The organism is Microcystis aeruginosa NIES-843 (assembly GCF_000010625.1).
Taxonomy (GTDB): domain Bacteria; phylum Cyanobacteriota; class Cyanobacteriia; order Cyanobacteriales; family Microcystaceae; genus Microcystis; species Microcystis aeruginosa.
Genome location: NC_010296.1, coordinates 2032618 through 2058960 on the forward strand (window position 1 = coordinate 2032618; position 26343 = coordinate 2058960).

Sequence of the window (26343 nt, forward strand, 5' to 3'; positions counted from 1 at the left end):
AATCAGTAATCAGTGAGGGTGTGGGGTGTGGGGTGTAGGGTGTGGGGGGAGTGGGAATTATGAATTATGAATTATGAATTATGAATTGGGGAGGTGGGGAAGTGGGGAAATTGAACTAAAACCCCAAAACCCCAACACCCCAACACCTAAAACCTGTCTCCTGGCTCCTGAATCCTGACTTCTGAATCCTATCTCCTGACGACCGACGACCGGCTCCTGACCCCACCAACAAACTTTTTGCCGCAAACCCTACTTATGAATATGTCAATCAAAGATACTGTCCAAAATACTGTCAACGTTAGTAATTTTAGTCGCTCGCAACTAGGTCAACCGGATGAGAACAATTTATATCAAGCAGTCGCCACAATTACCGAGGGACGTTGGCCAGAAAATCTGTCGGGATACGTTTTTATCGTCTGTCCTTTTCATAGAAAAAATGACCGTCATTTGTTCTCTGGCGAGGGTGTAATTATTAAATGGGACTTGCAAGGGAAAAATAATCAAGTTAATGTTTACAGTAAGAAACTGAAAACCTGGGATAGTTTTTGGCGAAAAGTTTTACCGATATTTAATATTAGTCAAGCCACTTTTCCTGCCGTGGTCAGCATTTTGGGTTGTTCAGAAATAGCGAATACTGCTATGATTAAACTAGAAAAAGTTGCCGAAGATCAACAACTAGAAGAAACCAGATTAATTCTCACCGCCGATGCGGGACGTTACTGGGAAGTGGACCCCGTTTCCCTTGATACTATCACTCCGATTGGTTATTTTGACCAACATATTGTTTCCGTGCCTTTATCTTTTTTCCCAGTCCTAGAAAATACCGCTCATCCCTTCTACGACAAAAAAACCAAAGAATTTATCACCTGTGAATTAAAGCTAAAACTTGTATCGGGAGGTATGTTAAAAGACTTAGATAAATCGGCGTATATTGTTCTTTGGGATCAACAAAAACAACTTAAACCTTGGAAACTACAGGGAGCTATCCTCGATGGTAGTCCCCATTCGGTCATCGTCACCGAGGATTATATCATGATTCCCGATATGCCTTTTCAGATGGGAGTAGCCAAACTATTAGGTATCAGAATTAAGCCGGAAGAAACCTATCCGAAAACTCAAATTTATCTGGTTAAACGTCAAGACCTCAAGGAAGAAGAAACCACCGTTCCCTCGCAATTAATTACCTTCAATGGCGACAGTTATCACTTCCTTTGTAATTACCATAGTACCAACGGTCAAATTCAGCTGGTGGCCATCCAAAACGCCACTATTAGTTTAACCGAAGCGATCGAAAAAGACGATATCCAACATTTTACCGGTCAGGGTTATCCTCCCGAATACCACGGCATTCCCTGGATGTTTTCCTTTGACCCCGGAGTGCTGCGCAAAGTGGTTATCGAAGATGCCAGGGTGATGAGCGAACAAGCTTTCATCCATCCGGGGTGGTTCTCTACCACTCTCTACACCGCCGACCCGCGGGAATCGGAACAGGGATACAGCGCTATTTATCAGGTTTATGCCGGTTATGTGCGCGAATTAATCTGTCGTCGTCAGTATATGGATTTTCGCGACCAAAGTAATCGCATCCTCAGGGATGCCGAACTTCCCTGTCATGACTTGCCCTCGGTATTAGCCAAGGTTTCCTTCGATAAGGATTGGAATCAGTTAACTGAACAGATTAGCCAAGAAAAAAAAGCCAGTAATACTCATGTATCACATTTAGGTCGGGGACTACTGGATTTTTATGTTTGTCCCGATGGCTATATTTTAGATAGCATTCAGTTTATTCCCCAAGAACAGGGCTATCTATTTACGACGGTTTTAACCCCGACCAGAGTATTAGAAGCTTGGTTATTTAACCCTGACAATCTCAAGGACGGACCGATTGCTAAACTGAGTTTGCCGGAAGATGTTCACTTTGGTTTTACCTTGCATTCCGAGTATTTCGAGCAAGTGCTGCCTTCTCCCCGTCCTTCCGTCTCACAGGTAAATCGAGTCCTGTCAGCCTTGCGGAGTCTTGTTTTAGTTCCCGTAGAATTTTTCTTGGGGAGACCCGCAGCCATTTACAATCGCCAAGTAAAAAAATGATTGTTCTCAACGGATACGACATTCTTGCCCAAATCTACGAAAGTGTTAACTCAGAAGTCTATCGGGCCATTCGCATCGCCGATAATCAACCGGTTATGCTCAAAATCCTCAAGCAAGAATATCCAACCGCACAAGAACTAACCCACTACAAACAGGAGTATAAAACCATCTGCGGCCTGAACTTCGAGGGGGCGATTAAAGCCTATGGTTTAGAAACCTACCGCAGAACTCCCGTGATTATTTTGGAAGATTTCGGGGGTATATCCTTAAAAAAATGGCTAGAGGGCAAACCCCTGGCCTTAAGGGACTTTTTAAGCCTTGCACCCCGAATAGTGGCTAATTTAGAGAAAATTCACAACGCCAAGGTTATTCACAAAGATATTAATCCTGCCAATATAGTTCTTAACCCCGAAACCGGACAAATTAAAATCATCGATTTTGGCATTGCCAGCGTCCTGCGGCGGGAAAATCCGGGGCTAAAAAATCCCAACGTCCTTGAGGGGACTTTAGCCTATATTTCTCCGGAACAAACCGGACGGATGAATCGCAGTCTCGATTACCGCACGGATTTTTATTCCTTGGGCGTTAGCTTCTACGAACTTCTCACCGGACAATTACCTTTTCGGGCTAAAGATGCTTTGGAATTAGTTCACTGTCATCTGGCAAAACAACCTCTGGAGATTAATAGTCTCGTCAGGGAGAAAATTCCCCCGGTGGTGGAGGCAATCATCAGGAAACTGATGGCTAAAACCCCCGAGGAACGATACCAAAGTGCCTATGGTATTCGGGCAGATTTAGAAGAATGTTTAAGACAACTAGAAACAACGGGTAAAATTGAGGATTTTGTCATCGCTGGGCAAGATCTAGCCAATCAGTTCCAAATTCCCCAAAAACTCTACGGTAGGGAGGCGGAAATCGCCACTCTCCTCACTGCTTTTCAACGGGTAGCCACCGCAGATAAAAACTCCTCTCACACCGAACTGATGCTAGTTACGGGTTATTCTGGCATGGGTAAAACCACCCTGGTTAGGGAAATTTACCAGCCAATTACTGAAAAACGCGGCTTTTTTATCTCCGGTAAATTTGACCAATTTCAGCGCGATACTCCCTACGCTGCCGTGGTTAGCGCTTTGACTCATCTCGTCAAGCAACTTTTGGGGGAAAGTCAACCACAACTGGAACTATGGCGACAAAAACTCCTCAAGTCTTTGGGGGCGAATGCACGGGTTATTATTGATGTGATTCCTGAACTAGAATTAATTATCGGTCCACAACCAGAGGTGTTACAATTAGGAGCGATCGCTACTCAAAATCGCTTTAATTTAGTCTTTAAAAATTTTATTCGGGTCTTTTGTTCCCCGGAACACCCCTTAGTCATCTTTCTCGATGATTTGCAATGGGCAGACTTGGCTAGTCTCCAGTTAATAGAATTAATTATGCTCGATGGCGATATGGACTATTTGTTTTTAATTGGCTCCTATCGCAGTAATGAAATTAATTCCACCCATCCCCTAACCGCTACTCTCGATAAATTAGAGCAGGGGGGCATAATTATCAATCAAGTTATTTTAAGACCTCTAGGTCCTGCACAGGTCAATCAGTTAATTGCTGACACCTTAAATCATTCACCAGAATATGTGCAATCTTTGGCCGCTTTAGTCTGGCAAAAAACCCACGGTAATCCTTTTTTTGTCAATGAATTTCTCAAAACTATCTACTGGGAAAATTTGCTATTTTTCCAACTGGAGCAGGAAAAAACCACTAAAACCGACAATAATAGGGGTTATTGGCAATGGCATCTCGGTCAAATTCAAAGGATTGGTAGTACCGATAATCTGATTCAATTTATGGTCGGTAAAATGCAGAAATTGCCCCCCGAAACCCAGGAAATTTTAAGTTTAGCAGCTTGTCTTGGGCCAGAGTTTAATTTATATAGTCTGGCAGTAATCTCTGAAAAATCACCTCCAGAACTTTTACCAATTTTAACTTCTAGTAGCGAAGCTGGTTTAATTATTCCCCTCTCAGAATTGGATGAACAATTACTGATTCAAGAATATAAATTTGCTCATGATCGCATTCAACAAGGAGCTTACGCTCTCATCGAAGACAGCAAAAAATCTTTAATTCATTTAAAAATTGGTCGCCTCCTTTGGCAGCATACATCTGTCAACGAATTATCGGAAAAGATTTTTAAAATAGTCGATCATCTCAATCTTGGTTATCGACTAATTAGCGAGGAAAAAGAACGAGAGTCAGTGGCTAACTTGAATTTACTAGCAGCCCAAAAGGCAAAAGCCGCTAATGCCCAAACTGGAGCCTTAAAATATATTAAAATCGCTCAAAAACTTCTCAAAAAATCCAGCTGGAAAAATAACTATCAACTGACTTTAAATATTTATTCTGAAGCCACAGAAATCGCCTATTTAAGTGGGAACTTTGAGCAGATGCAACGCTGGGCTAATCTCGTATTAAAACAGGCAAAAACAACCCTAGATAAGGTTAAAGTTTATGAAGTCATCATCGAAGCCTATCACGCCCAAAATCAAGAACTAAAAGCGGTAGAAATTGGTTTATCCGTCCTCAAAAGCCTAGATTTCGAGATTCCTGAATCCTTACAATCATCAGATATTCAAAAAGAACTAACTAAAACCAGACAAAAATTAGCGGGTAAAAATATCAAAGATTTAATTAATTTACCGCCGATAAATGAAGAAGAAAAATTAGCAATCATGAAGATAGCAAGTGCCATATTTTCTCCTGTTTATATTGCCGCCCCTCATCTCTTACCCATCCTAGTATCAAAACAGGTTAACTTATCAATTGAATACGGCAATAGTTATCTAGCGGCTTTTACTTATGTCAATTATGGCTTAATTCTTTGTGGTCTTTTAGAAGATTGGGAAACGGGTTATCAATTTGGACGATTAGCTTTAAACATTGCTGATAAATTTCATGCCAAAGCCCTGATGCCGAAAATAATTGCCGTCTTTTCCGCCACTATTAGTATCTGGAAAGAACCGATTAAAAATTCCCTGTCCTTGTTAAAATCTTCCTATCAAACCGGTTTAGAAATGGGCGATCTCTACTACGGAACAACCTGCGCCTATCTTTACTGTTTTCATTCCGCCTTTATCGGACAGGAATTAACCGAATTAGCCCAAGAAATAGCTAACTATGATCTGGCTTTTGTTAAGCTCAAACAAGAAAACCCCCGCAACTATCTAAAAATCTATGGTCAAACAGTTTTAAATCTGCTGAGGCACTCGGAAAATCCCGGTCATTTAGAAGGACAGTACTATCAAGAAACTCTTATGTTACCGTACCATCTAGAGGCTAATGATCTCTTCGGTCTCTGTGCTTTATTTGTTAATAAATTATACCTTTGTTATCTATTTGGACAGTACGAACCAGCCATTGAAAATGCTAACCAAGCCCAAAATTATCTAGGGGGAGCTACCGCTACTTTATTGATTCCTCTGCATAATTTCTATGATTCCCTCGCCCATTTAGCTATTTATAATCATCTGGATAATGACCAAAAACAGCAAGTATTAGAACGGGTGACGAATAATCAGAAAAAGCTACGGGAATGGGCTAATCAAGCACCCCCTAACTATCTCCATAAATTTTATTTAGTGGCAGCGGAAAAGGATCGGGTGCAGGAATCCTATCTAGAAGCCATAGAAAACTACGATCTAGCCATCGCTAAAGCCAAGGAAAATGAATACATTAATGAAGAGGCACTGGCTAACGAACTAGCGGCGAAATTCTATCTCGATTGGGGTAAAGTAAAAATTGCCAAAACCTACATCAATGAAGCTGCTTATCTCTATTCTCTTTGGGGAGCAACAGCTAAAGTCAAAGATATAGAAAGCCGTTATTCTCAGTTAATGGTCAATAATTATGGTTCCAATTCCCTGACCGAAACTAGGAGAACTTCCACCAGAAAAAATTCAGCTAGTCATTCGGGAGAACTGTTAGATTTAGCCACGATTATGAAGGCCTTCCAAGCCATTTCTAGCGAGATAGTTTTAGATAAATTACTCGCCACCCTGATGAAAATTCTCATCGAAAATGCTGGGGCGCAGCTGGGCTATCTTATCCTAGAAAGCGGCGGACAACTATTGATCGAAGCCTCCGGTTCGGTGCAGGAAGATGGGGTGACAGTCTTTAAATCTAATGCCATCGAAGAACATCTTCCCGTCTCAATTATTAACTATGTAGCCCGGAGCGGTCAAACCGTTCTTAATGACGATGCTGCCCATGAGGGCAATTTTAGCAATGATTCCTATATTAAAACCCATCAAACCAAATCCCTGCTCTGTTCGCCCCTCCTCGACCAAGGACAACTGCGGGGAATTGTCTATCTAGAAAATAATCTCACCGTCGGGGCTTTTACCCAAGAAAGATTGGAAGTGCTGCAACTGCTCTCCAGCCAAGCGGCGATCGCAATTACTAACGCCAAACTCTACGCCGAAATCAAAGCCAAACAGAGACAACTAGCGCAATTTTTAGAAGCGATGCCAGTGGGGGTATTCGTCCTCGATGCTGGCAGTCAACCCTATTATGCCAATCAAACCGCCCAAGAGATTTTAGGCAAAGAGATAGTTAATATCACCACGGCTAATCAGTTGGGGGAAACCTATCAGTTATATCAAGCTGGAACCGATCGATTGTATCCCACAGAATACCATCCGATTGTCCGAGCTTTAAGGGGGGAAAAAAACACGATGGATGATCTAGAAATTCACCAAGGAGAGAAGATTATTCCCCTAGAAGTGTATGCCACGCCCGTTTTTGACGAAAAAGGAGAAATTATCTATGCGATCACCGCTTTTACCGATATTACCGAACGAAAACAGGCGGAAGCGGAACGGATTCGCTTTACCGAAGAATTAGCCGAGTATAGCCGCACCCTAGAACAGAAAGTGCAGGAGCGCACCCTAGAACTCAGCCAAACCCTAGAAATTCTCAAGGCCACCCAAGCAGAATTACTGTTTGAAAACGAACTCCTCAAAACTAACGAACAATCTAGCACCTTTGACTACCAAGTGGGGGGCAGTTTACCCATGGATGCCCCCACCTACGTGGTCCGCGCCGCCGACCGTTATCTCTATAAAGCCCTCAAACGGGGCGATTTTTGCTATGTTCTCAATCCCCGTCAAATGGGTAAGTCTAGTTTAATGGTACGCATGATCGACCACCTCCAACACGAGGGGGTCTGTTGCGCTCCCATTGATTTAACCCGCATCGGCAGCGAAAATGTCACTCCCGACCAATGGTACAAGGGGATAGCCTTCGAGTTAGGGCGACGTTTTGGACTGCTCAAAAGGGTCAATCTCAAAGCTTGGTGGCAAGAACGGGAAGATGTCTCGGCAGTACAGCGCTTGGGCGAATTTATCGAAGAAGTGTTATTGCTGGAAGTGGGGATCGTGGAAGGTTCTCCCCCGAAACCGATCGCGATTTTTATCGATGAAATTGATAGCGTTTTGGGCTTAAATTTCGCGGTTAATGACTTTTTTGCCCTGATTCGTTCCTGCTATAACCAGCGTGGTTTTAACCCGCTCTATCGGCGTTTGACCTTCGCTTTCTTCGGTGTTGTCACCCCCTCCGATTTAATTACCGACCACCAAATCACTCCTTTTAATATCGGTCATTCGATTCAATTGGAGGGTTTTAAGGAACACGAAGCCCAGCCTTTACTGCGCGGATTGGCCGAGAAAGTTAGTAACCCGCAAACTGTCTTAAAAGAAGTCTTTGCTTGGACAAACGGTCAACCTTTTCTGACCCAAAAACTCTGTCAGTTAATTCGCACCGCCGCCTCGCCGATTCCCCCCAATGGTGAGGCCTCCTGGATTGAGGACTTGGTACAGAAGAAGATCATTGACAATTGGGAGGCTCAGGATGAACCGGAACATCTGCGGACTATTCGCGATCGGCTTCTCAACAGTCATCGCTCCCAGTTGCTCCTGAAACTCTATGAACGGATTTTAAGGGAAAAAGAGGTAATTTCCGAGGATAGCCCTCCAGAAAAAGAGTTACTTTTATCGGGGTTAGTGATCAAAGACCAAGGCCGGCTGCTGGTCCATAATCCCATCTATCAAGCAATCTTTAACCCCCATTGGCTGGCCCTGGCAAAATCAACCTAATACTAAATCCTGTTTAAAAGGCATAGGATAGTGGGAAGTTAAAGTTGGATTGGGAGTTAATCAAACTATTAAAAACGGATTTGCTAAGTAATGGAGGTAATATAGCGTTTTTCAGTCTGCTGAGGTACAAAAGTTATGGGTTTTAGGCAAAAGGGAAGAAAAATATGTGTACCTCACTAACTTAGGAAACGCTATATATTACCTCGTTCTTAGGTTCTACTGGGGAACGCTATGGGGAGCATCTCACTCTTGTAACCCCTAAATCAGGTTTCATGTCAAGCTATTTTGAAAGCCTTGCTAGAAACCAGTTTTAGAGACAAGTATAATTAGGACTTGCTGAATAATGGTAAAACCCTTTGAAAATAAGGCTTTTGACCTGTTAAAATCTGATGTTAGTGCAAGAAAATAGGATTGGGACATTCAAAAACCTTGCATTATTCTCCTTATAGTACATAAACTGGTACAAAAAAAGAGGGCAACAAAGCCTGAAACGACCGACTCCTGACTCCTGACTCCTGACTCCTACCCCCACGAAAAACTTTTTCAGCAAACCCTAATTACTAGCTTGCATAAATGAGATGCTCCCTGGAGATTCGTGCGATCGCTCTGTATAATCAATGATCCCGAACCTTGGTGATTAAAAAAGCGTTAATTGCTTTTTTATCACTGTTCTCTGCTTGAGAGAGAAAAAAACCTTAACCGAGTAGTATTGACTCCCCCCTCATCACCCCAGCAATTTGTCGGTCTAACTGTTCTAAATTTTCCGCTGGTTCAAGGCAGCATAACCCTTGACAAATTAACCCAAATGTGCTAGAGGGCAAACTGGCATCGACTCGATACACCGCAGTGGGCAAATAGCGACTTAACAGCGACTCGATCGAGCTTTCCGGGGCGCGCAGACAGAAACCGTGACGATAGTGATCGAGGGCAACAAATAAACTGGGGCAAGCGGTGGGGGACTCTTCTAGGATGGTACTAAAAGATTGCAAGGCCTTTTCGGCCCGATCGAGATATTCTAGATTTTCCGTCAATCGCGACAGACGCAATAAATTAGCGATCGCAATTCCGTTGGCCGAAGGGGTGGCATTATCCGTATAACCCCGTTCTCGCACGATCAGATCGAGACTATGATCAGAAGCAGTATTAAAATATCCTCCCTCATCCTCGGCCCAAAACCAGCGATCAAATTCCCCCTGTAAATCGATAGCCGCCTCTAACCAGCCAGTTTCTTGCGGTTTAGCGGTTTGCAAGTCCAGCAAAGCCTTAATAAAATAGGCAAAATCCTCCGATTGGGCCAAAACCGAGGCCTGACCCTGATAATTCAAGCGCTGAAAACGTCCATCTAACCACTGATGCTTGAGAATAAACTCGGCCGCGACCGTAGCCATTTGCCAGTACAAAGGTTCACCAAAGACGGCAAAGGCCCGGGCTAAACCGGAAATCATCAAACTATTCCAAGCGACGATCATTTTCGTATCCGTTACCGCCGGAATGCGTCCCGGCCAAGAGACAGTTTTCGCCTCCTGATTGTCTCTGGCCGGGGGAAAAAGAGCTAATTGGGCTTGAGAACTGCCATAACGCCGAATAAATAACTTATCGAGCATATTTTCTATCTCCTTCCCTAATTCTCCCCCTTGCCGACGTTGCAGCACATTACGACCCTCAAAATTCCCCTCGGCAGTGACGGTAAAATTAGCCTGCAGCAGCCCCAATTCCTCGGTCGAGAGATAATCCCTTAACTCCAGATCCGACCAGACATAAAAGGCCCCTTCCTCCGGTTCCCCATCCGTGGCCTTCTCAAAACTATCGGCATCTTGGGCCGCATAAAAATAACCTTCTGGGGCGGTCATTTCCCGTTTTAGCCAGTTAACCGTGCCTTTAATCCCTCTCTCAAAGGCCGCCTCTCGATTACCCGCACTCCACAAATTGGCTAAATATTCGACAATTTGCCCGTTATCGTAGAGCATTTTTTCAAAATGGGGAACTGTCCACGTCGAATCCACCGTATAACGATGGAATCCTCCCCCCACATGGTCATAGATTCCCCCCAGGGCCAGATCTTCCCCCCGTTGATAGGCCGCTTGCCGGAGGGAATCGTCAAAATCGTCACCAAAGCGACTACCCTGCAAAGCCAGATGAGAATATGGAATCATCGGAAAACTGGGCCGACCGTAGTTATTGGGATTAACCCGAATCACCGCCGTATTTGTCTCGATTCCTGTGGCTAAAAGGGAAGGAGCGGCTAAATTAGTCTCTGATCGGGGTAAAATAGCTGATTGACGCAGTGCGCCCAGCATTTCGGCCGTAAATTTGCTTAATTTCTCCTTTTCCTCGTCATAATAGCGACGTACCGATTGCAACACTTGCAGAAAACCGGGCCGGTTAAAGCGCGGTTGCACGGGAAAATAGGTGCCACCATAGAAGGGAATTAAACTATCGGGTGTTAGGAAGACATTCAGCGGCCAACCCCCTTGACCGACCATCATCTGCAATGCTTGCATATAGATACTATCGATGTCCGGTCTTTCCTCGCGATCAACTTTGATCGGCAAAAAATACTGATTGAGATAATCGGCAATGGCCTGATCGGAAAAAGCTTCTCCTTCCATAACCGTACACCAATGACAGCTAGAATAACCGATCGAGAGAAAGATCGGTTTATCTTCTCTCCTGGCAATTTCTAGGGCGCTGTCACACCAATACCACCAATCGATCGGGTTTTCGGCGTGTTTTCGCAGGTAAAGACTTTCAGATGCAGCCAGATGATTAGCCATGGGAAAAGGGGTATTTTTGCTCTTGCTGCTTATTAGTTTAAGCTAATTAGAGACTAACCGGAATCAAGCCTCTGCTTATGCTGAAAACTTCGATCGCCCTAGGATTTTTTCTCACTCAATCTTTGCCCCTTAACCCGCAAGTGCAGGGGGTGGCTAATCATTTAATTGGGGTTATGGATACCAGGGAACAAGCGCAGACTAACCCGCGTATTGCTAAGGTGCAAATGACTACCTGTGCGGTGGATTTTTCCCCCAAACAGGATAGTATTTATCTTTATCAGGAACAGGCAATTATCGATCGCTTAAATCAACCCTATCGTCAAAGAATTTTAGTCATTCAACCTAGCGCTGATAATTCCACTGTGGAATCGAAAGCTTATAAGTTAAATAATGCCCCTAACTTTATTAATTTTTGTAACAAAGACTTGACAGAAAGAGAATTGAATGTATCAGATTTGGCTGAGTCGGTGTGTACTGTGTTTTTACAACCGATAGCGGGGGGTTATCGGGGAGAAACTCCCCCCCAGGGTTGTCCCACTAATGCCAGAGGTGCGGTGAAAATAACTAATACAATTATTCTACATTCCCAGGGCATGGATACCAGCGATCGAGGTTATGATAGCCTTGGGCAGCAGGTATGGGGAGCGCAGGATAATGTCTATCAATTTCGCTGGCAAAAACCCTAAAATCGGCTTTCCTGTTTCATCGGAAATTTTGGGTCTGAAACCCCGCCGTTTTACGGCGGCTTTGCTGTTAAATCTTAGCGCATTTACAAAATATGTGTTAGAATGTGAGGTATGGAAAAAGCCTATTCGTTTCGATTTTACCCCACACCAAAACAAGAGTCGCTATTGCGGCGCACATTGGGCTGTGTAAGATTAGTTTACAACAAAGCTCTCCACGAACGAACACAAGCTTGGTATGAAAGACAAGAAAGAGTAGGATATACTGAAACTTCTTCAATGTTGACCGAGTGGAAAAAGCAAGAAGAATTAGACTTTCTCAATGAGGTAAGCTGTGTACCTTTACAACAAGGGTTAAGACACCTACAAACAGCTTTCACTAATTTCTTTGCTGGTCGTACTAAGTATCCTAACTTTAAGAAAAAACATCAGGGAGGAAGTGCCGAATTTACCAAATCTGCTTTTAAGTTCAAAGACAAACAAATCTATTTAGCTAAATGCACAGAACCTTTACCTATTCGATGGTCAAGACAAATACCAGACGGATGTGAACCAAGCACAGTAACAGTCAGATTACATCCCTCAGGACGTTGGCATATTTCAATTAGATTTGATGACCCAACGATTAAGCCATTACCAGTAACAGATAAAGCCATTGGAATTGACTTAGGAATTAGTAGCCTCGTGATTACCAGCGATGGCGATAAAGTGTCTAATCCCAAGCATTTTAAAAGGCATTATCGGAGACTGCGAAAGGCACAAAAAAGCCTTTCTAGAAAACAGAAAGGGTCAAAAAATCGGGAAAAAGCAAGAATCAAAGTAGCCAAGATTCACGCCCAAATTACTGATAACAGAAAAGACCATTTACACAAGCTAACCACTCAATTAGTTCGTGAAAACCAAACGATTGTGGTTGAGAATTTAGCCGTCAAGAATATGGTCAAAAACCCGAAATTATCTCAGGCAATATCTGACGTTAGTTGGGGAGAAATCACTCGACAATTAGCCTATAAATGCCGTTGGTATGGAAGAAATTACATCGAAATAGATAGATGGTTTCCTAGCTCTAAAAGATGTAGTAATTGTGGGCATATTGCTGAGAAAATGCCGTTAAATGTTCGAGAATGGGACTGTCCAGACTGTGGGACTCACCATGACCGAGATATTAACGCCAGTAAAAATATTTTGGCCGCAGGGCTTGCGGTGTCAGTCTGTAGAGCGACCATAAGACCAGAACAGAGTAAATCTGTTAAGGCAGGTGCGAAAAATCCTTCGGGAAAGAAGCAGAAACCTAAATCGTGAGGTTTGGGAATCACCGTCCGTTTACGGCGGTGAGGATGTCAATAATGCCACATCGGCAGCAAAATAGGTCAAAATCAAATCGGCCCCCGCTCGTTTCATACTGGTTAAAGTTTCCAAAATCAGGCTTTTTTCGTCAATCCAGCCCTGTTTTGCCGCCGCTTTAATCATTGCGTATTCACCACTAACATTGTAAGCGGCGACGGGAAGATGGCTACTATCGCGCAGACGACGGATAATATCGAGGTAGGCCAGAGCGGGCTTAACCATAATAATATCTGCCCCTTCTGTTATGTCTAAACTGGCTTCCCGTAAGGCTTCCCGACTATTAGCCCCATCCATTTGATAGGTTTTCTTATCACCAAATTTTGGGGCTGATTCTAAGGCATCTCGGAAGGGACCATAATAAGCAGAGGCATATTTAGCCGTATAAGCGAGAATTCCCACATCCAGATACCCAGCCGCATCTAAAGCTCGACGGATCGCCCCGACCCTACCATCCATCATATCGGAAGGGGCGACGAAATTAGCCCCGGCTGCCGCTTGCGAGAGCGACATTTTCACTAAAACTTCCAGGGTTTCATCGTTGAGAATTTTACCGTCCTCCACAATACCATCATGACCATAAATCGAAAAAGGATCGAGGGCAACATCGGTAATAATAATTATTTCAGGGACTTCTTTTTTAATCGCTTTCACCGCCCTTGGCACTAAACCATCGGGATTATAACTTTCTCTACCGAAATTATCTTTTTTATCTTCGGCAATCAGGGGGAAAAGAGCGATGGCATTAATGCCTAAATTATAAGCATTAACTACTTCTTTGAGCAATAAATCGAGGGAATAACGATAACAATCGGGCATAGAAGGAATAGCCACCTTTTGATTTTCTCCCTCCATGATAAAGAGGGGATAAATCAAGTCATTAACGGTTAATTCAGTTTCACGAACAAGACGGCGAATCGCTGGATTATAACGAAGACGACGGGGACGAATCAGCATGATAACAGCGAGTTAAAAATAAAAAGTAAACAGTAAATAGCTGGTTTTGCTCTAGTTTTTTACCTAGGCAAAAACCGGGGATAGGACGATCAAATAATCCTGATCCCCCTGACTAATTAGTGAAAATCGGGACTATGACGAATCAAACTCATAAACTCTTGACGAGTCTTAGCAGAATCGGCAAAAATACCGCGCACGGCACTCGTAGAAGTCCAAGAACCGGGTTTTTCAACCCCGCGCATTACCATACACATATGAGTCGCTTCAATCACCACAGCTACCCCTTGAGGTTGTAGTAATCCTTGCAAAGCATCGGCAATTTGTGCGGTTAAACGTTCCTGTACTTGCAGTCGTCTGGCGTACATTTCACAGATGCGGGCAATTTTCGATAAACCGATCACTTTCCCGTTAGGAATATAGGCAACATGAGCGCGGCCGATTATCGGTAAAATATGGTGTTCACAGGAGCTAAAAATATCGATGTCTCGGATTAAAACCATCTCGTTAGCATTCTCGTGAAAAACTGCCCCATTCAGCAATTCATCCAGGGATTGCTGATAACCAGAAGTGAGAAATTTTAGGGCTTTTACTACTCGTTTAGGAGTGTCTCGTAAACCTTCGCGATCGGGATCTTCTCCTAATCCTAACAGCAGTGTTCGTACTGCTTGCATCATCTCGGCTTCCGATACCGGCGATTTAGGTTCGGTAATCACTTCGGGAAAGTGATTGTAGTCATCATTGTCGAAAATTGCTTTGGACTTAGCTAAGGTCATAGATATTTTATGGACTCCAATAGTTAATTAATCGGCCAAGTTTTCTGATGTTACCAATTGTCAATAAATACCCTTTGCTAGAGTATTTATTTTTCTGGACATCTAGACGACAACTAATGAATGAAAGCTATTCGGTTATTCCCTCGTCTTTGGGGTTATCTCCGTGGGGAAACCTGGAAAAATTGATTTTCCTAGTCACCGAAAAAGTCTTGAGTATCTCCCTAGTTAATTGAGGGCAGAGTTCTACTGCATAATTAATTTATTTTGTCAAGTAGTTCATTTGTTTGTTAGGGCAGGTTTCCTAGAATGATAATCGTTATCATTTTAACAAAAAATTTAGATTTACCAACAAAAATTTTGTCGCCAGATAAAGATAGTCCCGTTAAGCTATTTAACTTATTTTGAAGATGTAGAGAGATTTTGCGATTTTATCGCTTATATTCAGCAATATTACTGATTTTTTGGTATTCTTCCTCCGAGTATAAATCCGCCGGAGAAGCAAGGCGATCGAGAAAGAGGATTCCTTCCAGATGATCGTATTCGTGTTGAAAGATGCGCGCGACAAAATCCCTGAAAACTTGACGGATTTCGCGACCATTGCGATCGCAATAGGCCACCTCGATCCACTGATGACGGGGGACAAAACCGCGTAAATTGGGGACACTGAGGCAACCTTCCCAACCCTTGACCATTTCCTCGCTGACCCGCAAAATGCGAGGATTAATCACGGCAGTGGGTGGCATCATCGGAGCGTCGGGATAACGAGGATTGGGGTGAGAAGCAACGATAAACAGACGCAGAGACCGAGCAACTTGGGGCGCGGCGATTCCCACCCCGTGGGCAGCTTGCACGGTGGTAATCAGGGAATCGATCAAATTTTGACAGTCAGCATCGAGAAGATTATCGATCGCTGCTGCTTTTTGCTGTAGAATTGGATTTCCTAATTGGGTGATTGTTAAAACTTGCGTCATCTGTCTAAAGATTAATTGTTTCGCTCTGAAAATCATTTTATCTTGAGGGGAAAAATCTCGCTAAACTGATAAGGTTTCCCCGCAGCAGCACTAGAGCAACTTTGTTAATCAAAATTAACCGTGGATAGGCGTTGGGTTTCATGCTTCAACCCAACCTACGTTCATCTTATATTTAATTACACCCACCCACTTAATCAAAATTAACCGTGGACAGCAGCGCCCAACAACTTTGGCATAATCTCCTAGAGCGTCTAAAATTACTATTAACCCGTCCCGCTTTCGAGACTTGGTTTCAAACGGCGACGGTTAAAGAATGGCAAAACGATCGCTTAGTAATTCAGGCTGCCAATCCCTTTATTCTTAACCATCTTCAGAAAAATTATCTGTCAACAATTGCCGAAGTAGTGCAGGATATCGTCGGTTATCCCGTCGAGATTCAACTCACGGCACAACAGGGCGATTTGATCGCTATTTTCCAGCCTCACACTAGCTTAGAATCAGAATTATCTCCCACCAATCAACTTAACCCTAAATATAATTTTTCCCGTTTTGTTGTCGGGCCAACTAATCGCATGGCCCACGCGGCCGCTTTAGCGGTGGCGGAATTACCTGGACGCGAATTTAACCCGCTTTTTCTCTGTGGTGGGGTGGGGTTAGGTAAAACCCATTTAATGCAAGCGATCGGTCATTATCGTCTAGAATTATATCCCCAATCTAGGGTTTTTTATGTATCGACGGAACAATTTACGAATGATTTAATCACCGCTATCCGTCAAGATAGTATGGAAAGTTTTCGTAATCATTATCGCCATGCGGACATATTATTAGTGGATGATCTGCAATTTATTGAAGGAAAAGAATACACTCAAGAAGAATTTTTTCATACCTTTAATACCCTGCACGAAGCGGGAAAACAGGTAGTTTTAGCCTCCGATCGCCTCCCCAAACAGATTCCCAGTTTACAGGATCGTTTAATTTCTCGATTTTCTATGGGATTAGTCGCCGATATCCAAGCACCGGATATCGAAACTCGCATGGCAATTTTACAAAAAAAGGCCGAGTACGAAAATCTGCGTCTCCCAAGAGAAGTTATCGAATATATTGCCGTTAATTATACTTCTAATATTCGCGAATTAGAGGGGGCATTAATCCGGGCTACCACTTATATTTCTATCTCTGGATTGCCGATGACGGTAGAAAATATCGCGCCGGTTTTAAATCCACCAATGGCCAAAATTGCCACTTCTCCTGAGATTATTATGGCGGTAGTAGCGGAAAAGTTTCAACTCTCGATCGCCGATCTAAAAGGAAATTCCCGCCGACGAGAAATTAGTTTTGCCCGACAGATTGGGATGTATTTGATGCGTCAACACACGGATTTAAGCTTACCGCGCATTGGCGAAGAATTTGGCGGCAAAGATCACACCACCGTTATTTATAGCTGTGATAAAATCAACCTTTCCCAGCATCAAGACCGACAATTACAAGAAATCTTAGCCCAACTAATCGAGCGAATTAACTCCCTCAGTCGCAATCAGTAGTCGGGGGTAATTTTGACATCCTCGCCGCCCTAAAAGTGCGGCGATTCCTAAACCTCACGATTTAAGTTTCTGCTTCCACCACCGTCGCATACCACAGTTAAAAAACCATGTACTGTCTTACACAGAGTCCACAGACTTTCGCCCCATTTCAGAAGCCCGATTCCGTGTGTCCCACGGTACGTTGACCGCCTATAGCTTCTTGTACTTGTTGCGCGCGACTTTTTACCCGGCCAAGCTTTTCTGGTCGGAACCCCCTAAGCCGAGTTTTCAAGGTGCTGCGCCGTCCACTTGGTTTTCGAGACTGGCCTTTTAATTCTAACGTAAAGCCAACCTAGAACGGCGGGGTTTCAGACCCAAAATTTCCGATGAATTATCAATTATGAATTGGGGAGATGGGGAGATGGGGAGACCACTTCGTGCGCGTTGCGGGGGGAGATGGGGAGACCACTTCGTGCGCGTTGCGGGGGGAGATGGGGAGATGGGGAGCATAAATGAAAATAATCTCCTGACTCCTGACTCCCGACTCCTGACTCCCGACACCACCAACAAACTTTTTCAGCAAAACCTAACTACAGGAGAATAAACTGGCAATTGTAGCGATGAGATGAGAGGTCATGGGTAAACTATCGATCACCATAGCTGTACATAATAACATCATGTAAAGAATGGAATATTTAAACAGCGATCGAGCGATATCCCGATCAAAAGGATTCTGTTTTAATCGCCAAGCTTTTTTCAGGAAAACAAACCCTAAAACCAAAGCCGCTACACCATAGACCACACCACAGGCAGCCAAGGGATAAATCAGGAGGAAAGTGAAAGGAACGACGATTAAAGTATAGAGCCAAATCTGCTCGCTAGTGGCTTCTTCCCCTTTAACTACGGGCATCATCGGTATATCTACTTCTGCATAATCATCCTTGATCATTAAAGCCAAAGCCCAAAAATGGGGAGGAGTCCAAAGGAAAATAATGGCGAATAAAATCCAGGGAATCCAACCGAGATCGCCCGTTACTGCCGCCCAACCGACGAGGGGAGGAATCGAGCCAGCCGCGCCACCGATAACAATATTTTGGATACTATGACGCTTGAGCAGATGGGTATAAATCAGCATATAAAATGCGATACCGGTCATTGCTAAAAATCCGCTCAAAGTATTGACAAAAAAGACAAAAAGTGCTAGAGAAAGGGAGGCTAAAACGAGGGCAAAAATGAGGGCGTGGAGGGGTTGCACGCGACCGGAGGGGATCGGACGGGCGCGAGTACGAAGCATGGTGTGATCGATGTCGCGATCATAGATGCAGTTTAAGGTTTGAGCGGCGGCGGCGGCGAGAGTGCCACCGAGGAGAGTAAGAAAGAGTAAGAGGGGGGAAACCTGACCTTTAGAGGCGATTTCCATGGCAGCGGCCGTAGTAATCAGCAGTAGAGGAATAATTCGCGGTTTAGTGAGTTGATAATAACTTTTAGCGACTTGTAAAAAATTATCGTGGTGGCGAAGGGCTTGAGTTCCAGTCATCGTGATTAAATCCTTAGAGATGGCTTATAGGCGCGAAAGAACGATCGCGAAGGGCAAAAGTGGTAAAAGCGACGAGGGTTCCCACCAATAGCGCACCGATGCTGTGGTGGGTAATGGTTAAGGGTTCCACCTGGAGATGTAGTTTCAGGGTGGCAACGCCTAAAAACACCTGTAGGGCGACTAATCCCCCGGCGCTAAAAGCTAGTTTTTTGAGGAGAGGATGGATAGCGGCAGCTCGCCAAGCGAAGAAAACTAGGGTTAAAACCGAGATAGTGGCGGGAAAAACCCCGATAATGTGGCTATTCATCACCGTGCAGAGTTGGGAAACCGTTAAACACTGATGGGCTGCCCAACGGGAACCGACGAGACCGCCGAGGAGACATTGCAGATAAACTAGACTGGTGGCGACCATTCCCATCCCGGTTAGTTTTCCGACCGTACCTGTGCCACGGTAGGGAGTCAGACAAATAGCAATGACGATTAAGGTGGCAAAAAAGAGCAAAGCTGTGGCTAAATGGGCGGTTACGATGTCAAATCGCAGTAATTGGGTGACGGTTAATCCTCCCAGGACTCCTTGCAGGAGAATTAAAGCCAAGGCGGCGATCGCAGATGGCCACAGCCAAGGGGGAAGATGGCGACGATACCAGCAAGACAGACCGACGAGAGCGATCGTACTAAACCCGATCAAAGAGGCATCGAGACGATGAAACCACTCCAGAAATACCTGTAGATTCATCTGCTGACTGGGAATCCATTGACCGTAACAGAGGGGCCAATCGGGACAAGCTAAACCGGCGTTCATAACTCTGGTGGCAGCGCCCACCACCATGAGGGCGAAAGTAGCGATCGCAATTTTCCAGACTAAGCGGCGCATCCACACCTGAATATTGCCGGTTTCTCTTAGGGGTGTCGGGTTAAAAACAGATTCGGTCATCGGTTTGCCTGTTCTCAAGGAGTCTGTCATCAAAGATCCTGGCTTTGTTTGCCAGTCAGTTATCACTGTGAATGAGTTTTTTTACGACTGGTAAAACCTTTTAGATATTCTTTAGATTTCTGGCCATTTCCGTTACATTTGTTTACATAAACTCAGAATAAAACATAAAAATTAGTTATTTTAAATACTTTCCCCGAAAACGATCCCAAAGAAAAGATAAAATTCTCAGAAGATGCTGGTTAAATTTCCCATCTATAGGGGAATCATGTTTTAGCCTTGAATAAGTAGCCACTATTAAAAATATTGAAAAGACCGTGAAAATTCCCAGCAGTATCCTGACGCTCGTACTCGGGATCACCTTAACCTTAATTAGTCTCTGGTATGGCCAAAATCATGGCTTAATGCCTGTGGCCGCTTCTGAAGATGCTCAGGAGATAGATAATATCTTTAATCTGATGATGACCATCGCCACGGGACTATTTTTAATAGTTGAAGGCGTGATTATCTATATAGTGATTCGCTTTCGCCGTAAACCGGGGGATCAAACCGACGGGCCGGCAGTGGAGGGCAATGTCCCCCTAGAAATCTTCTGGACAGCCATCCCGACGGTAATCGTTTTTATCCTTGCCGTCTATAGCTTCGAGATTTATAACAATATCGGCGGTCTCGATCCCTTGATTTCCAAGGGTGGCAAAGGAGAAATCGCCCACCACAGTCATCACCACGGCACGATGATGGCCATGGGCGGCGATCGCAGAGTATCCCTAGGTATCGGCAATTCCTACGATGGTGAAGGAGTTCCCCCCCTAGTGGTCAATGTTAAAGGCATTCAATACGCTTGGATCTTCACCTATCCCGAAACTGGCATTGTTTCCGGGGAACTGCACGCTCCCGTCAATCGCCCCGTGCAACTGAATATGGAAGCGGGGGATGTGATCCATGCTTTCTGGGTTCCCCAATTGCGTCTAAAACAGGACGTTATCCCCGGACAGGAAACGGTCTTATCGTTCACATCCAACCAAATTGGTCAATATCCGATCATTTGTGCGGAACTTTGCGGGGCCTATCACGGCGGCATGAAATCTAGCTTTGTAGTTCACTCCCAAGCCGATTACGACCAATGGGTGCAGGATAACACGATCGCCGAAGTTGACAGCGATCGAACTGTAGCCATGACCACTAAAGATCGCTCTGATAGTCAATATTTGACCCCCTACACCGAAGAAATGGGCATAAACGGTGAAATCCTCGCCCAAGTTGCCCATCAGCAGCAAATGTAATTTTTCTTGTCATCTAAAATCTTGGCCTTATGACAGCATCAACGGAAATAACCACCCCAGCAACCGTTCCCGAGGTGATCCATCACCGCAAGTGGACCGATTACTTTACTTTCTGCACCGATCATAAAGTCATCGGTATTCAATATCTGGTGACTGCCTTTCTTTTCTTCTTTATTGGCGGTGCTTTCGCAGAAGTGCTGCGGACGGAATTAGCCACTCCTGACCCCGATTTTGTCTCCCCAGAACTATATAACCAATTCATGACCATGCACGGAACGATCATGATCTTTCTTTGGATCGTTCCAGTTGGGGCAGGTTTTGCCAATTATCTCATTCCCCTGATGATTGGGGCCGAAGATATGGCTTTTCCTCGTCTTAACGCTGTGGCTTTCTGGCTTAACCCCCCCGGCGGGCTGCTATTATTATCCAGTTTCTTTGTCGGCGCCCCCCAGTCCGGTTGGACTTCCTACCCACCTTTAAGCTTAATTAGCGGCAAATGGGGGGAAGAATTGTGGATTTTGAGCCTTTTATTGATCGGGACTTCTTCGATTTTAGGCTCGATTAATTTCATCACCACGATCCTGAAAATGCGGATTCCTGAGATGGATTTGTACAGTATGCCGCTATTTTGTTGGGCAATGCTGGCCACCTCGACTCTGGTACTGCTTTCCACTCCCGTTCTCGCTTCTGCTCTTGTTCTCTTGTCCTTTGATTTAATCGCTGGCACGAGCTTTTTTAACCCTGCCGGCGGCGGCGATCCGGTGGTTTATCAGCATATGTTCTGGTTTTACTCCCATCCTGCTGTTTATATCATGATTTTGCCCTTTTTCGGCACTATATCGGAGATATTACCGGTTCATGCGCGTAAACCGATTTTTGGTTATCGAGCGATCGCCTATTCCAGTCTCACCATCTGTTTCTTGGGTTTAATCGTCTGGGCCCACCATATGTTCACCAGCGGCACCCCCGGCTGGTTACGGATGTTTTTCATGGCGGCAACTATGTTAATCGCCGTTCCCACGGGCATTAAAATCTTTAGTTGGTGTGCCACCCTTTGGGGGGGTAAACTTAGTCTCAATACGTCTTTATTATTTGGGATCGGTTTCCTGTCTTCCTTCCTCATCGGTGGTTTGACTGGGATTATGTTGGCTTCTGTTCCCTTCGATATCCACGTCCACGATACCTATTTTGTCGTCGGTCACTTCCATTATGTACTATTTGGTGGTACGGCAATGGCCCTGTTTGCTGCCGTTTACCATTGGTTCCCGAAAATGACCGGACGGATGTATAACGAGACTCTCGGTCGTATCCACTTTGTTCTCAGTTTTATCGGTTTGAATTTAACTTTCATGCCGATGCACGAATTGGGATTATTGGGTATGAACCGTCGTATTGCCCTGTATGATGTGCAGTTTCAGGATTTAAATGTTCTTAGTACCGCAGGGGCTTATATTCTCGGTATATCGAGTATTCCCTTTGCTATTAATATGGTCTGGAGTGCCTTTAAAGGTCAACCGGCTGGTCGTAATCCTTGGCGCGCTTTAACCCTAGAATGGCAAACCTCCTCCCCCCCAATTATCGAGAATTTTGAGGAAATGCCGATTCTTTGGTCTGGCCCCTACGATTACGGTATTGATATGGAAGAATCGGAAGCAGCGGAATCAGTACAAGATCTCCTCGCTGAAGTGGGTGCTGAATCCCAATAATCAGTTATCAGTTATCAGTTATCAGATGTGAGTTTTCAGTTATCAGTTATCAGATGTGAGTTTTCAGTTCACTGTTTACTGTTTACTGTTTACTGATCACTGAAAAAAAGCTTCCCACTTCCCACTTCCCACTTCCCACTTCCCACTGACAAAAAGCTCCCCGTCTCCTGTGTAAACTAAGGACATTCAATCATGCAAGGTTCAACGCTCGAAGATTCTCAACTCTCTGTCAATTATCATCAGGAAACGGTGGAACACGGACATCATGGCCACCCGGATCATCGCTTATTCGGTGTGGTTTTGTTTCTAGTGGCGGAAAGTTCCATCTTTTTAGGCTTATTTGCCGCTTTCTTGTTCTACCGTACCATGTTACCCGTTTGGCCCCCCGCCGGCACGCCAGAATTAGAGTTAACCCTACCGACAATTAACACGATTATTCTGGTGTCCAGTAGTTTTGTTATGCACATAGGACAAAAGGCGATTAAACAAAACAATAATGCCGGTTTACAATTGTGGTTCGGCATTACTGCTCTGATGGGAATTATCTTCCTTTGTGGTCAAGGATACGAATATTATCACGCTGAATTCGGTCTGACAACTAATGTTTTCACCAGCGCTTTTTATGCCTTAACCGGATTCCACGGTCTCCACGTTACTTTTGGTTTAGTGCTAATTCTATCTGTCCTCTGGCGTTCTCGTCAAAAAGACCACTATTCTAGTCAATCTCACTTTGGTGTCGAAGCGGCAGAATTATACTGGCATTTCGTCGATGTGGTCTGGATTATCCTGTTTTTACTGGTGTATATCTTGAGATAATTTTTGTTATTTACTAGGAGAAAAGGGCGATCAATTGATCGCCCTTTTTTGTATATTTCAATTTACAGCAGTTATCTGATACTCAATCCGTTGAGTATGGGCTACATATCAGGACAGGCACTCATGCAAAAGTAGGGAATAGATAATCAGTCTTTAATAACCGGATTTAGTATTATACTTCATTTTTAAGAGAAATGCCGTAACTGATAACCGAGTAACTGATAACTCTCCAGAAACTAAGACCTAATTGGTTAAGCTAAAAGCTTTGATGTGCTTAGTTTCTAACCTTCTTTTTAGGTAGGAGAATTGTCAGATTCTGTCTTTTGCCTATTGCCTGTTGCCTCTTGCCTTCAGAAGCTGATAACTGATAACTGATCACTGATCACTGATAATTAACGACGACCGAATAAACTCCAACCTTTGCCACCACTAACGGCCGGTTCAGCTTTTTCAGCGATGGGAGCAACTTCTGCGGGGGTTTCCTCACCGGAAAGATTAGAAAGATCGTAGTTTTCTACTAGGAAAAGAGACGCTTTTTCAATAGTAGAATAATCCCAGAAAAGGGTAGAAGGTAACTCTTGACCGACCCAATCTTCTAGATCACCGACCATCGTTACCGCATCGATCGAATCTAAACCATAACGGGTTAAAGGTTCAGTCACATTAATCGTTTTTGCATCCAAAGATAACTGATCGGCTAACTGTTTAACTAACCAATTTTGTACGAGATTATTAAGATTGGAGTTGGAGTTCATGGGTTTTTTCCTCGGTAGTTTGTGAATGGGCTAATTGAAAAGGCACGATCGAAAAATGTTGATTTTCTCGATATAATTTCAGCAATTCTTGGGCAACATTTTCTACATACACCTCAGATAGAGTGTAAGGCAGCGGCCGGAGAGTTCGCAGTAATCGGTGTAAACTCAACACCAACCATTCCCCCCGGGCAAAAAATTCACCCAAGATGGAACGATTATAAAGCCAAGTGTGTAAACAAGCGGAAGCGGCGTGTAAAGTACAGTATTTCTTGGCAATCTCGAACAATTCGGGTGATTGGTCGTGACCATACTCGAATTTCGATTGACTAATCTGTTCATCGTGAGCATTTAGTTCCTCTAAAACTAAATTACCCAACATCAACAGATTTTCTAATACTTCCGGGTCCACCTCCTGAGAATCTTTCAATCCTTCCAGCATATCAAGGGCAATCTCTAAACCCTGTAGGGAATCATCCATTCCCCGGCCAAATAATTCTAAATTATTGGGTTCAAAGGGAGGAACTGACTTTTCTAGGCTAAAAATCGCCTCTAAACGGGTTTTTAACGCCGACATGGTGCGCGAGTTGCGTTTAGCCCGATATTTAGTTAAAGGACGCAATTGTAGGATTAAAGCATGAAGATTGACGATCGAACTGCCGTCAAACATACTGATAATCGAATTATCCCGCAGTAGCTTCTGGAAGATGCCGAATTCGTGTTCTTCTCGCATATAAAAACGCGATCCCAAGACCACATAAACACTATTAACCATCTCCTCCAGACGGACGGTGACAAAATATTTTACCACCGAAGCCCAGACGCTAAACTGTTCGGGGATAATATGAAAACCTCTCGCGGCCGGAATCGTCTCGCAATCACAAATAAGGATGTCAAGGAAAGCATCCACGAGAGTGCGCCGGGGTTGGGGCAAATCCATCACAGTTTTGTTATAAATTACCCGATTAACGGCAAAACCGAGGGTAGTTCTTAAAGCGGTATCGGCTGCCCCGTGGGAAAAAGCGGCGCACAACATTCGGGTAATCTGGAAACCTTTCAGGGCTAATTCTAAACCGTCTCCCTCCTCCCGTAAACGCATGGAATCGGGGACGAAACAATCCTTAAAACCAATGCCACTCATATCCGAGGCGCGCACGCCATGGGTGTATATTTTCGGCAAATTATAGTATTTTTCGGGGTCTAATTGCCGTTTATCTACCATAAATAGGGTTAAACACTTTGGCCCGCCGTTAGCATCGGTTTTCGCCAAAATAAAGGAAACTCCAGAGATAGTCGCCCGGTTAATCGGCCATTTCTCACCATTGAGAATATAACCTCCTTCCACCTTCGTCGCGGTCAGATCACCATTGATCAGATCGCTGCCGTGTTCCTTTTCCGAGTAACCCAGACACATCGCCCCATAGTCATCCATGATAAAACGGGCGAGCTTCTGTTTCTGTTCCGGGGTTCCCGCCATCCAGTTTAAAAACGACCAGAATAGGGTAGTAAAAGCGATGCCGATAGTTTGATCCCGTCGGGAAAGTACCCGCACAAAAGCGACAAATTCCTCAAAAGAGGTGAACTCACCGCCGCAATCCGTGGGAATGTAGTAGTGTTGGAGTTTCCAGTCGTATAACCAGCGAATTTCCTCGTGGGGAAATTCTTCGCTCTCGTCAATTTCGATCACCCGCTTGTAGGATAGAGGGTTATCGGGATTGAGAGGATCGCCTAAGTCTTTTTCCAGTGCTTCAGCAGTCCAGTATTGCTTAAGCTTTTTCATAGTGCCTCTAGGACAGATACAATGTGTTTTTCGTCAATGCCTTCGGTTAGAAGACCCGACCATGCACAAAAATTAATGACCATTCTAGACGTTTGGCTGTAAGATGGCAACAATTACGCAATGTGCAACTAAAAACGACAGAATCAGGGTTCCAGAGGATACTTTATCTCTGCCGATTTCTGAAAGCCTTGGCAATCAAGACTAAAAATACAGTTGCACAGGGTGTAAATTATGTAACCCACATTCCGCACCCTAAAGTGTCACATTGAAAATTTTATC

General features: G+C 44.2%; 17 protein-coding genes. 9 read left to right on the plus strand and 8 right to left on the minus strand.

Annotated features, from left to right (window positions below; translation table 11 throughout):
* The first annotated feature begins 255 nt into the window (after positions 1-255).
* Together MAE_RS09935 and MAE_RS09940 are read left to right on the plus strand one after the other, a co-directional pair.
* Positions 256-2088: a carotenoid oxygenase family protein gene (locus tag MAE_RS09935; protein ID WP_041803997.1), complete on the plus strand. Its 1833-nt coding sequence runs from the start codon at positions 256-258 to the stop codon at positions 2086-2088.
* A complete protein-coding gene (locus MAE_RS09940; protein WP_012265457.1) occupies positions 2085-8237 on the plus strand; it encodes an AAA family ATPase in 6153 nt (2050 codons plus the stop codon). Before MAE_RS09935 ends, MAE_RS09940 begins: the two co-directional genes overlap by 4 nt.
* Positions 8238-8932: 695 nt before the next feature.
* Here MAE_RS09940 and MAE_RS09945 read toward each other — a convergent pair.
* Positions 8933-11011, minus strand: coding sequence for a thioredoxin domain-containing protein (locus MAE_RS09945; protein WP_012265459.1), 2079 nt, complete (start codon positions 11009-11011; stop codon positions 8933-8935).
* 77 nt (positions 11012-11088) lie between these two features.
* On the opposite strand from MAE_RS09945, the gene MAE_RS09950 reads away from it, so the two are divergent.
* Together MAE_RS09950 and MAE_RS09955 are read left to right on the plus strand one after the other, a co-directional pair.
* Positions 11089-11697: a chromophore lyase CpcT/CpeT gene (locus MAE_RS09950; protein WP_012265460.1), complete on the plus strand. Its 609-nt coding sequence runs from the start codon at positions 11089-11091 to the stop codon at positions 11695-11697.
* 111 nt (positions 11698-11808) lie between these two features.
* A complete protein-coding gene (locus MAE_RS09955) occupies positions 11809-12996 on the plus strand; it encodes an RNA-guided endonuclease InsQ/TnpB family protein (RefSeq protein WP_012265461.1) in 1188 nt (395 codons plus the stop codon).
* A 21-nt stretch (positions 12997-13017) separates the two neighbouring features.
* Here the strand turns inward: MAE_RS09955 and hemB are convergent, their stop codons facing one another.
* From hemB to def, 3 genes are all read right to left on the minus strand, one after another.
* The gene (gene hemB / locus MAE_RS09960; RefSeq protein WP_012265462.1) at positions 13018-13995 is read right to left on the minus strand and encodes a porphobilinogen synthase; all 978 of its coding nucleotides are present in this window, start codon (positions 13993-13995) and stop codon (positions 13018-13020) included.
* Between the two features lie 116 nt (positions 13996-14111).
* Positions 14112-14768: a GTP cyclohydrolase I FolE gene (folE, locus tag MAE_RS09965; protein ID WP_002783992.1), complete on the minus strand. Its 657-nt coding sequence runs from the start codon at positions 14766-14768 to the stop codon at positions 14112-14114.
* Between the two features lie 428 nt (positions 14769-15196).
* Complete coding sequence (gene def / locus MAE_RS09970; RefSeq protein WP_080506958.1) at positions 15197-15775, minus strand: peptide deformylase; 579 nt, start codon at positions 15773-15775, stop codon at positions 15197-15199.
* 170 nt (positions 15776-15945) lie between these two features.
* Between def and dnaA the strand changes: the two genes are divergently transcribed.
* Both dnaA and MAE_RS33275 read left to right on the plus strand, forming a co-directional pair.
* Positions 15946-17280 (plus strand): chromosomal replication initiator protein DnaA, encoded by a 1335-nt coding sequence (gene dnaA, locus MAE_RS09975; RefSeq protein ID WP_012265465.1) that lies wholly within the window; start codon positions 15946-15948, stop codon positions 17278-17280.
* A gap of 379 nt (positions 17281-17659) precedes the next feature.
* Positions 17660-17863 (plus strand): hypothetical protein, encoded by a 204-nt coding sequence (locus MAE_RS33275; RefSeq protein WP_041803999.1) that lies wholly within the window; start codon positions 17660-17662, stop codon positions 17861-17863.
* On the opposite strand, the gene MAE_RS09985 is transcribed toward MAE_RS33275, so the two are convergent.
* Positions 17846-18796 (minus strand): heme o synthase, encoded by a 951-nt coding sequence (locus MAE_RS09985; protein ID WP_002796806.1) that lies wholly within the window; start codon positions 18794-18796, stop codon positions 17846-17848. The two genes, MAE_RS33275 and MAE_RS09985, sit on opposite strands and share 18 nt — an antisense overlap.
* 13 nt (positions 18797-18809) lie before the next feature.
* Entirely contained in the window at positions 18810-19730 is a 921-nt protein-coding gene (locus MAE_RS09990) for a COX15/CtaA family protein (protein ID WP_080506959.1), read from the minus strand.
* 314 nt (positions 19731-20044) lie between these two features.
* On the opposite strand from MAE_RS09990, the gene MAE_RS09995 reads away from it, so the two are divergent.
* The 3 genes from MAE_RS09995 to MAE_RS10005 all read left to right on the plus strand — a co-directional run bounded on the left by MAE_RS09995 (position 20045) and on the right by MAE_RS10005 (position 23532).
* A complete protein-coding gene (locus MAE_RS09995; RefSeq protein ID WP_012265468.1) occupies positions 20045-21010 on the plus strand; it encodes a cytochrome c oxidase subunit II in 966 nt (321 codons plus the stop codon).
* A 29-nt stretch (positions 21011-21039) separates the two neighbouring features.
* Positions 21040-22716, plus strand: a complete 1677-nt coding sequence (gene ctaD, locus MAE_RS10000) for a cytochrome c oxidase subunit I (RefSeq protein ID WP_002738565.1) — start codon at positions 21040-21042, stop codon at positions 22714-22716.
* A 192-nt stretch (positions 22717-22908) separates the two neighbouring features.
* Positions 22909-23532 carry a cytochrome c oxidase subunit 3 gene (locus tag MAE_RS10005; protein ID WP_002738397.1) on the plus strand — a complete coding sequence of 208 codons (624 nt, stop codon included), beginning with the start codon at positions 22909-22911 and terminating at the stop codon, positions 23530-23532.
* Positions 23533-23924: 392 nt separating this feature from the next.
* Here the strand turns inward: MAE_RS10005 and MAE_RS10010 are convergent, their stop codons facing one another.
* Positions 23925-24287, minus strand: a complete 363-nt coding sequence (locus tag MAE_RS10010; RefSeq protein ID WP_012265469.1) for an acyl carrier protein — start codon at positions 24285-24287, stop codon at positions 23925-23927.
* The gene (locus MAE_RS10015) at positions 24265-26064 is read right to left on the minus strand and encodes an acyl-CoA dehydrogenase family protein (protein WP_012265470.1); all 1800 of its coding nucleotides are present in this window, start codon (positions 26062-26064) and stop codon (positions 24265-24267) included. The genes MAE_RS10010 and MAE_RS10015 overlap by 23 nt, the downstream gene beginning before the upstream one ends.
* Between the last annotated feature and the right edge of the window lie 279 nt (positions 26065-26343).

Bases quoted from the DNA above. Each gene is read 5' to 3' on its own strand.
- MAE_RS10015 (WP_012265470.1), bottom strand. From the start codon at position 26,064: ATGAAAAAGCTTAAGCAATACTGGACTGCTGAAGCACTGGAAAAAGAC.
- MAE_RS10005 (WP_002738397.1), top strand. From the start codon at position 22,909: ATGCAAGGTTCAACGCTCGAAGATTCTCAACTCTCTGTCAATTATCAT.
- MAE_RS09955 (WP_012265461.1), top strand. From the start codon at position 11,809: ATGGAAAAAGCCTATTCGTTTCGATTTTACCCCACACCAAAACAAGAG.
- ctaD (WP_002738565.1), top strand. From the start codon at position 21,040: ATGACAGCATCAACGGAAATAACCACCCCAGCAACCGTTCCCGAGGTG.
- MAE_RS09985 (WP_002796806.1), bottom strand. From the start codon at position 18,796: ATGACTGGAACTCAAGCCCTTCGCCACCACGATAATTTTTTACAAGTC.
- MAE_RS10010 (WP_012265469.1), bottom strand. From the start codon at position 24,287: ATGAACTCCAACTCCAATCTTAATAATCTCGTACAAAATTGGTTAGTT.
- MAE_RS09945 (WP_012265459.1), bottom strand. From the start codon at position 11,011: ATGGCTAATCATCTGGCTGCATCTGAAAGTCTTTACCTGCGAAAACAC.
- MAE_RS33275 (WP_041803999.1), top strand. From the start codon at position 17,660: ATGAATTGGGGAGATGGGGAGATGGGGAGACCACTTCGTGCGCGTTGC.
- MAE_RS09940 (WP_012265457.1), top strand. From the start codon at position 2,085: ATGATTGTTCTCAACGGATACGACATTCTTGCCCAAATCTACGAAAGT.
- MAE_RS09935 (WP_041803997.1), top strand. From the start codon at position 256: ATGAATATGTCAATCAAAGATACTGTCCAAAATACTGTCAACGTTAGT.
- MAE_RS09950 (WP_012265460.1), top strand. From the start codon at position 11,089: ATGCTGAAAACTTCGATCGCCCTAGGATTTTTTCTCACTCAATCTTTG.
- def (WP_080506958.1), bottom strand. From the start codon at position 15,775: ATGATTTTCAGAGCGAAACAATTAATCTTTAGACAGATGACGCAAGTT.
- MAE_RS09990 (WP_080506959.1), bottom strand. From the start codon at position 19,730: ATGACCGAATCTGTTTTTAACCCGACACCCCTAAGAGAAACCGGCAAT.
- hemB (WP_012265462.1), bottom strand. From the start codon at position 13,995: ATGCTGATTCGTCCCCGTCGTCTTCGTTATAATCCAGCGATTCGCCGT.
- folE (WP_002783992.1), bottom strand. From the start codon at position 14,768: ATGACCTTAGCTAAGTCCAAAGCAATTTTCGACAATGATGACTACAAT.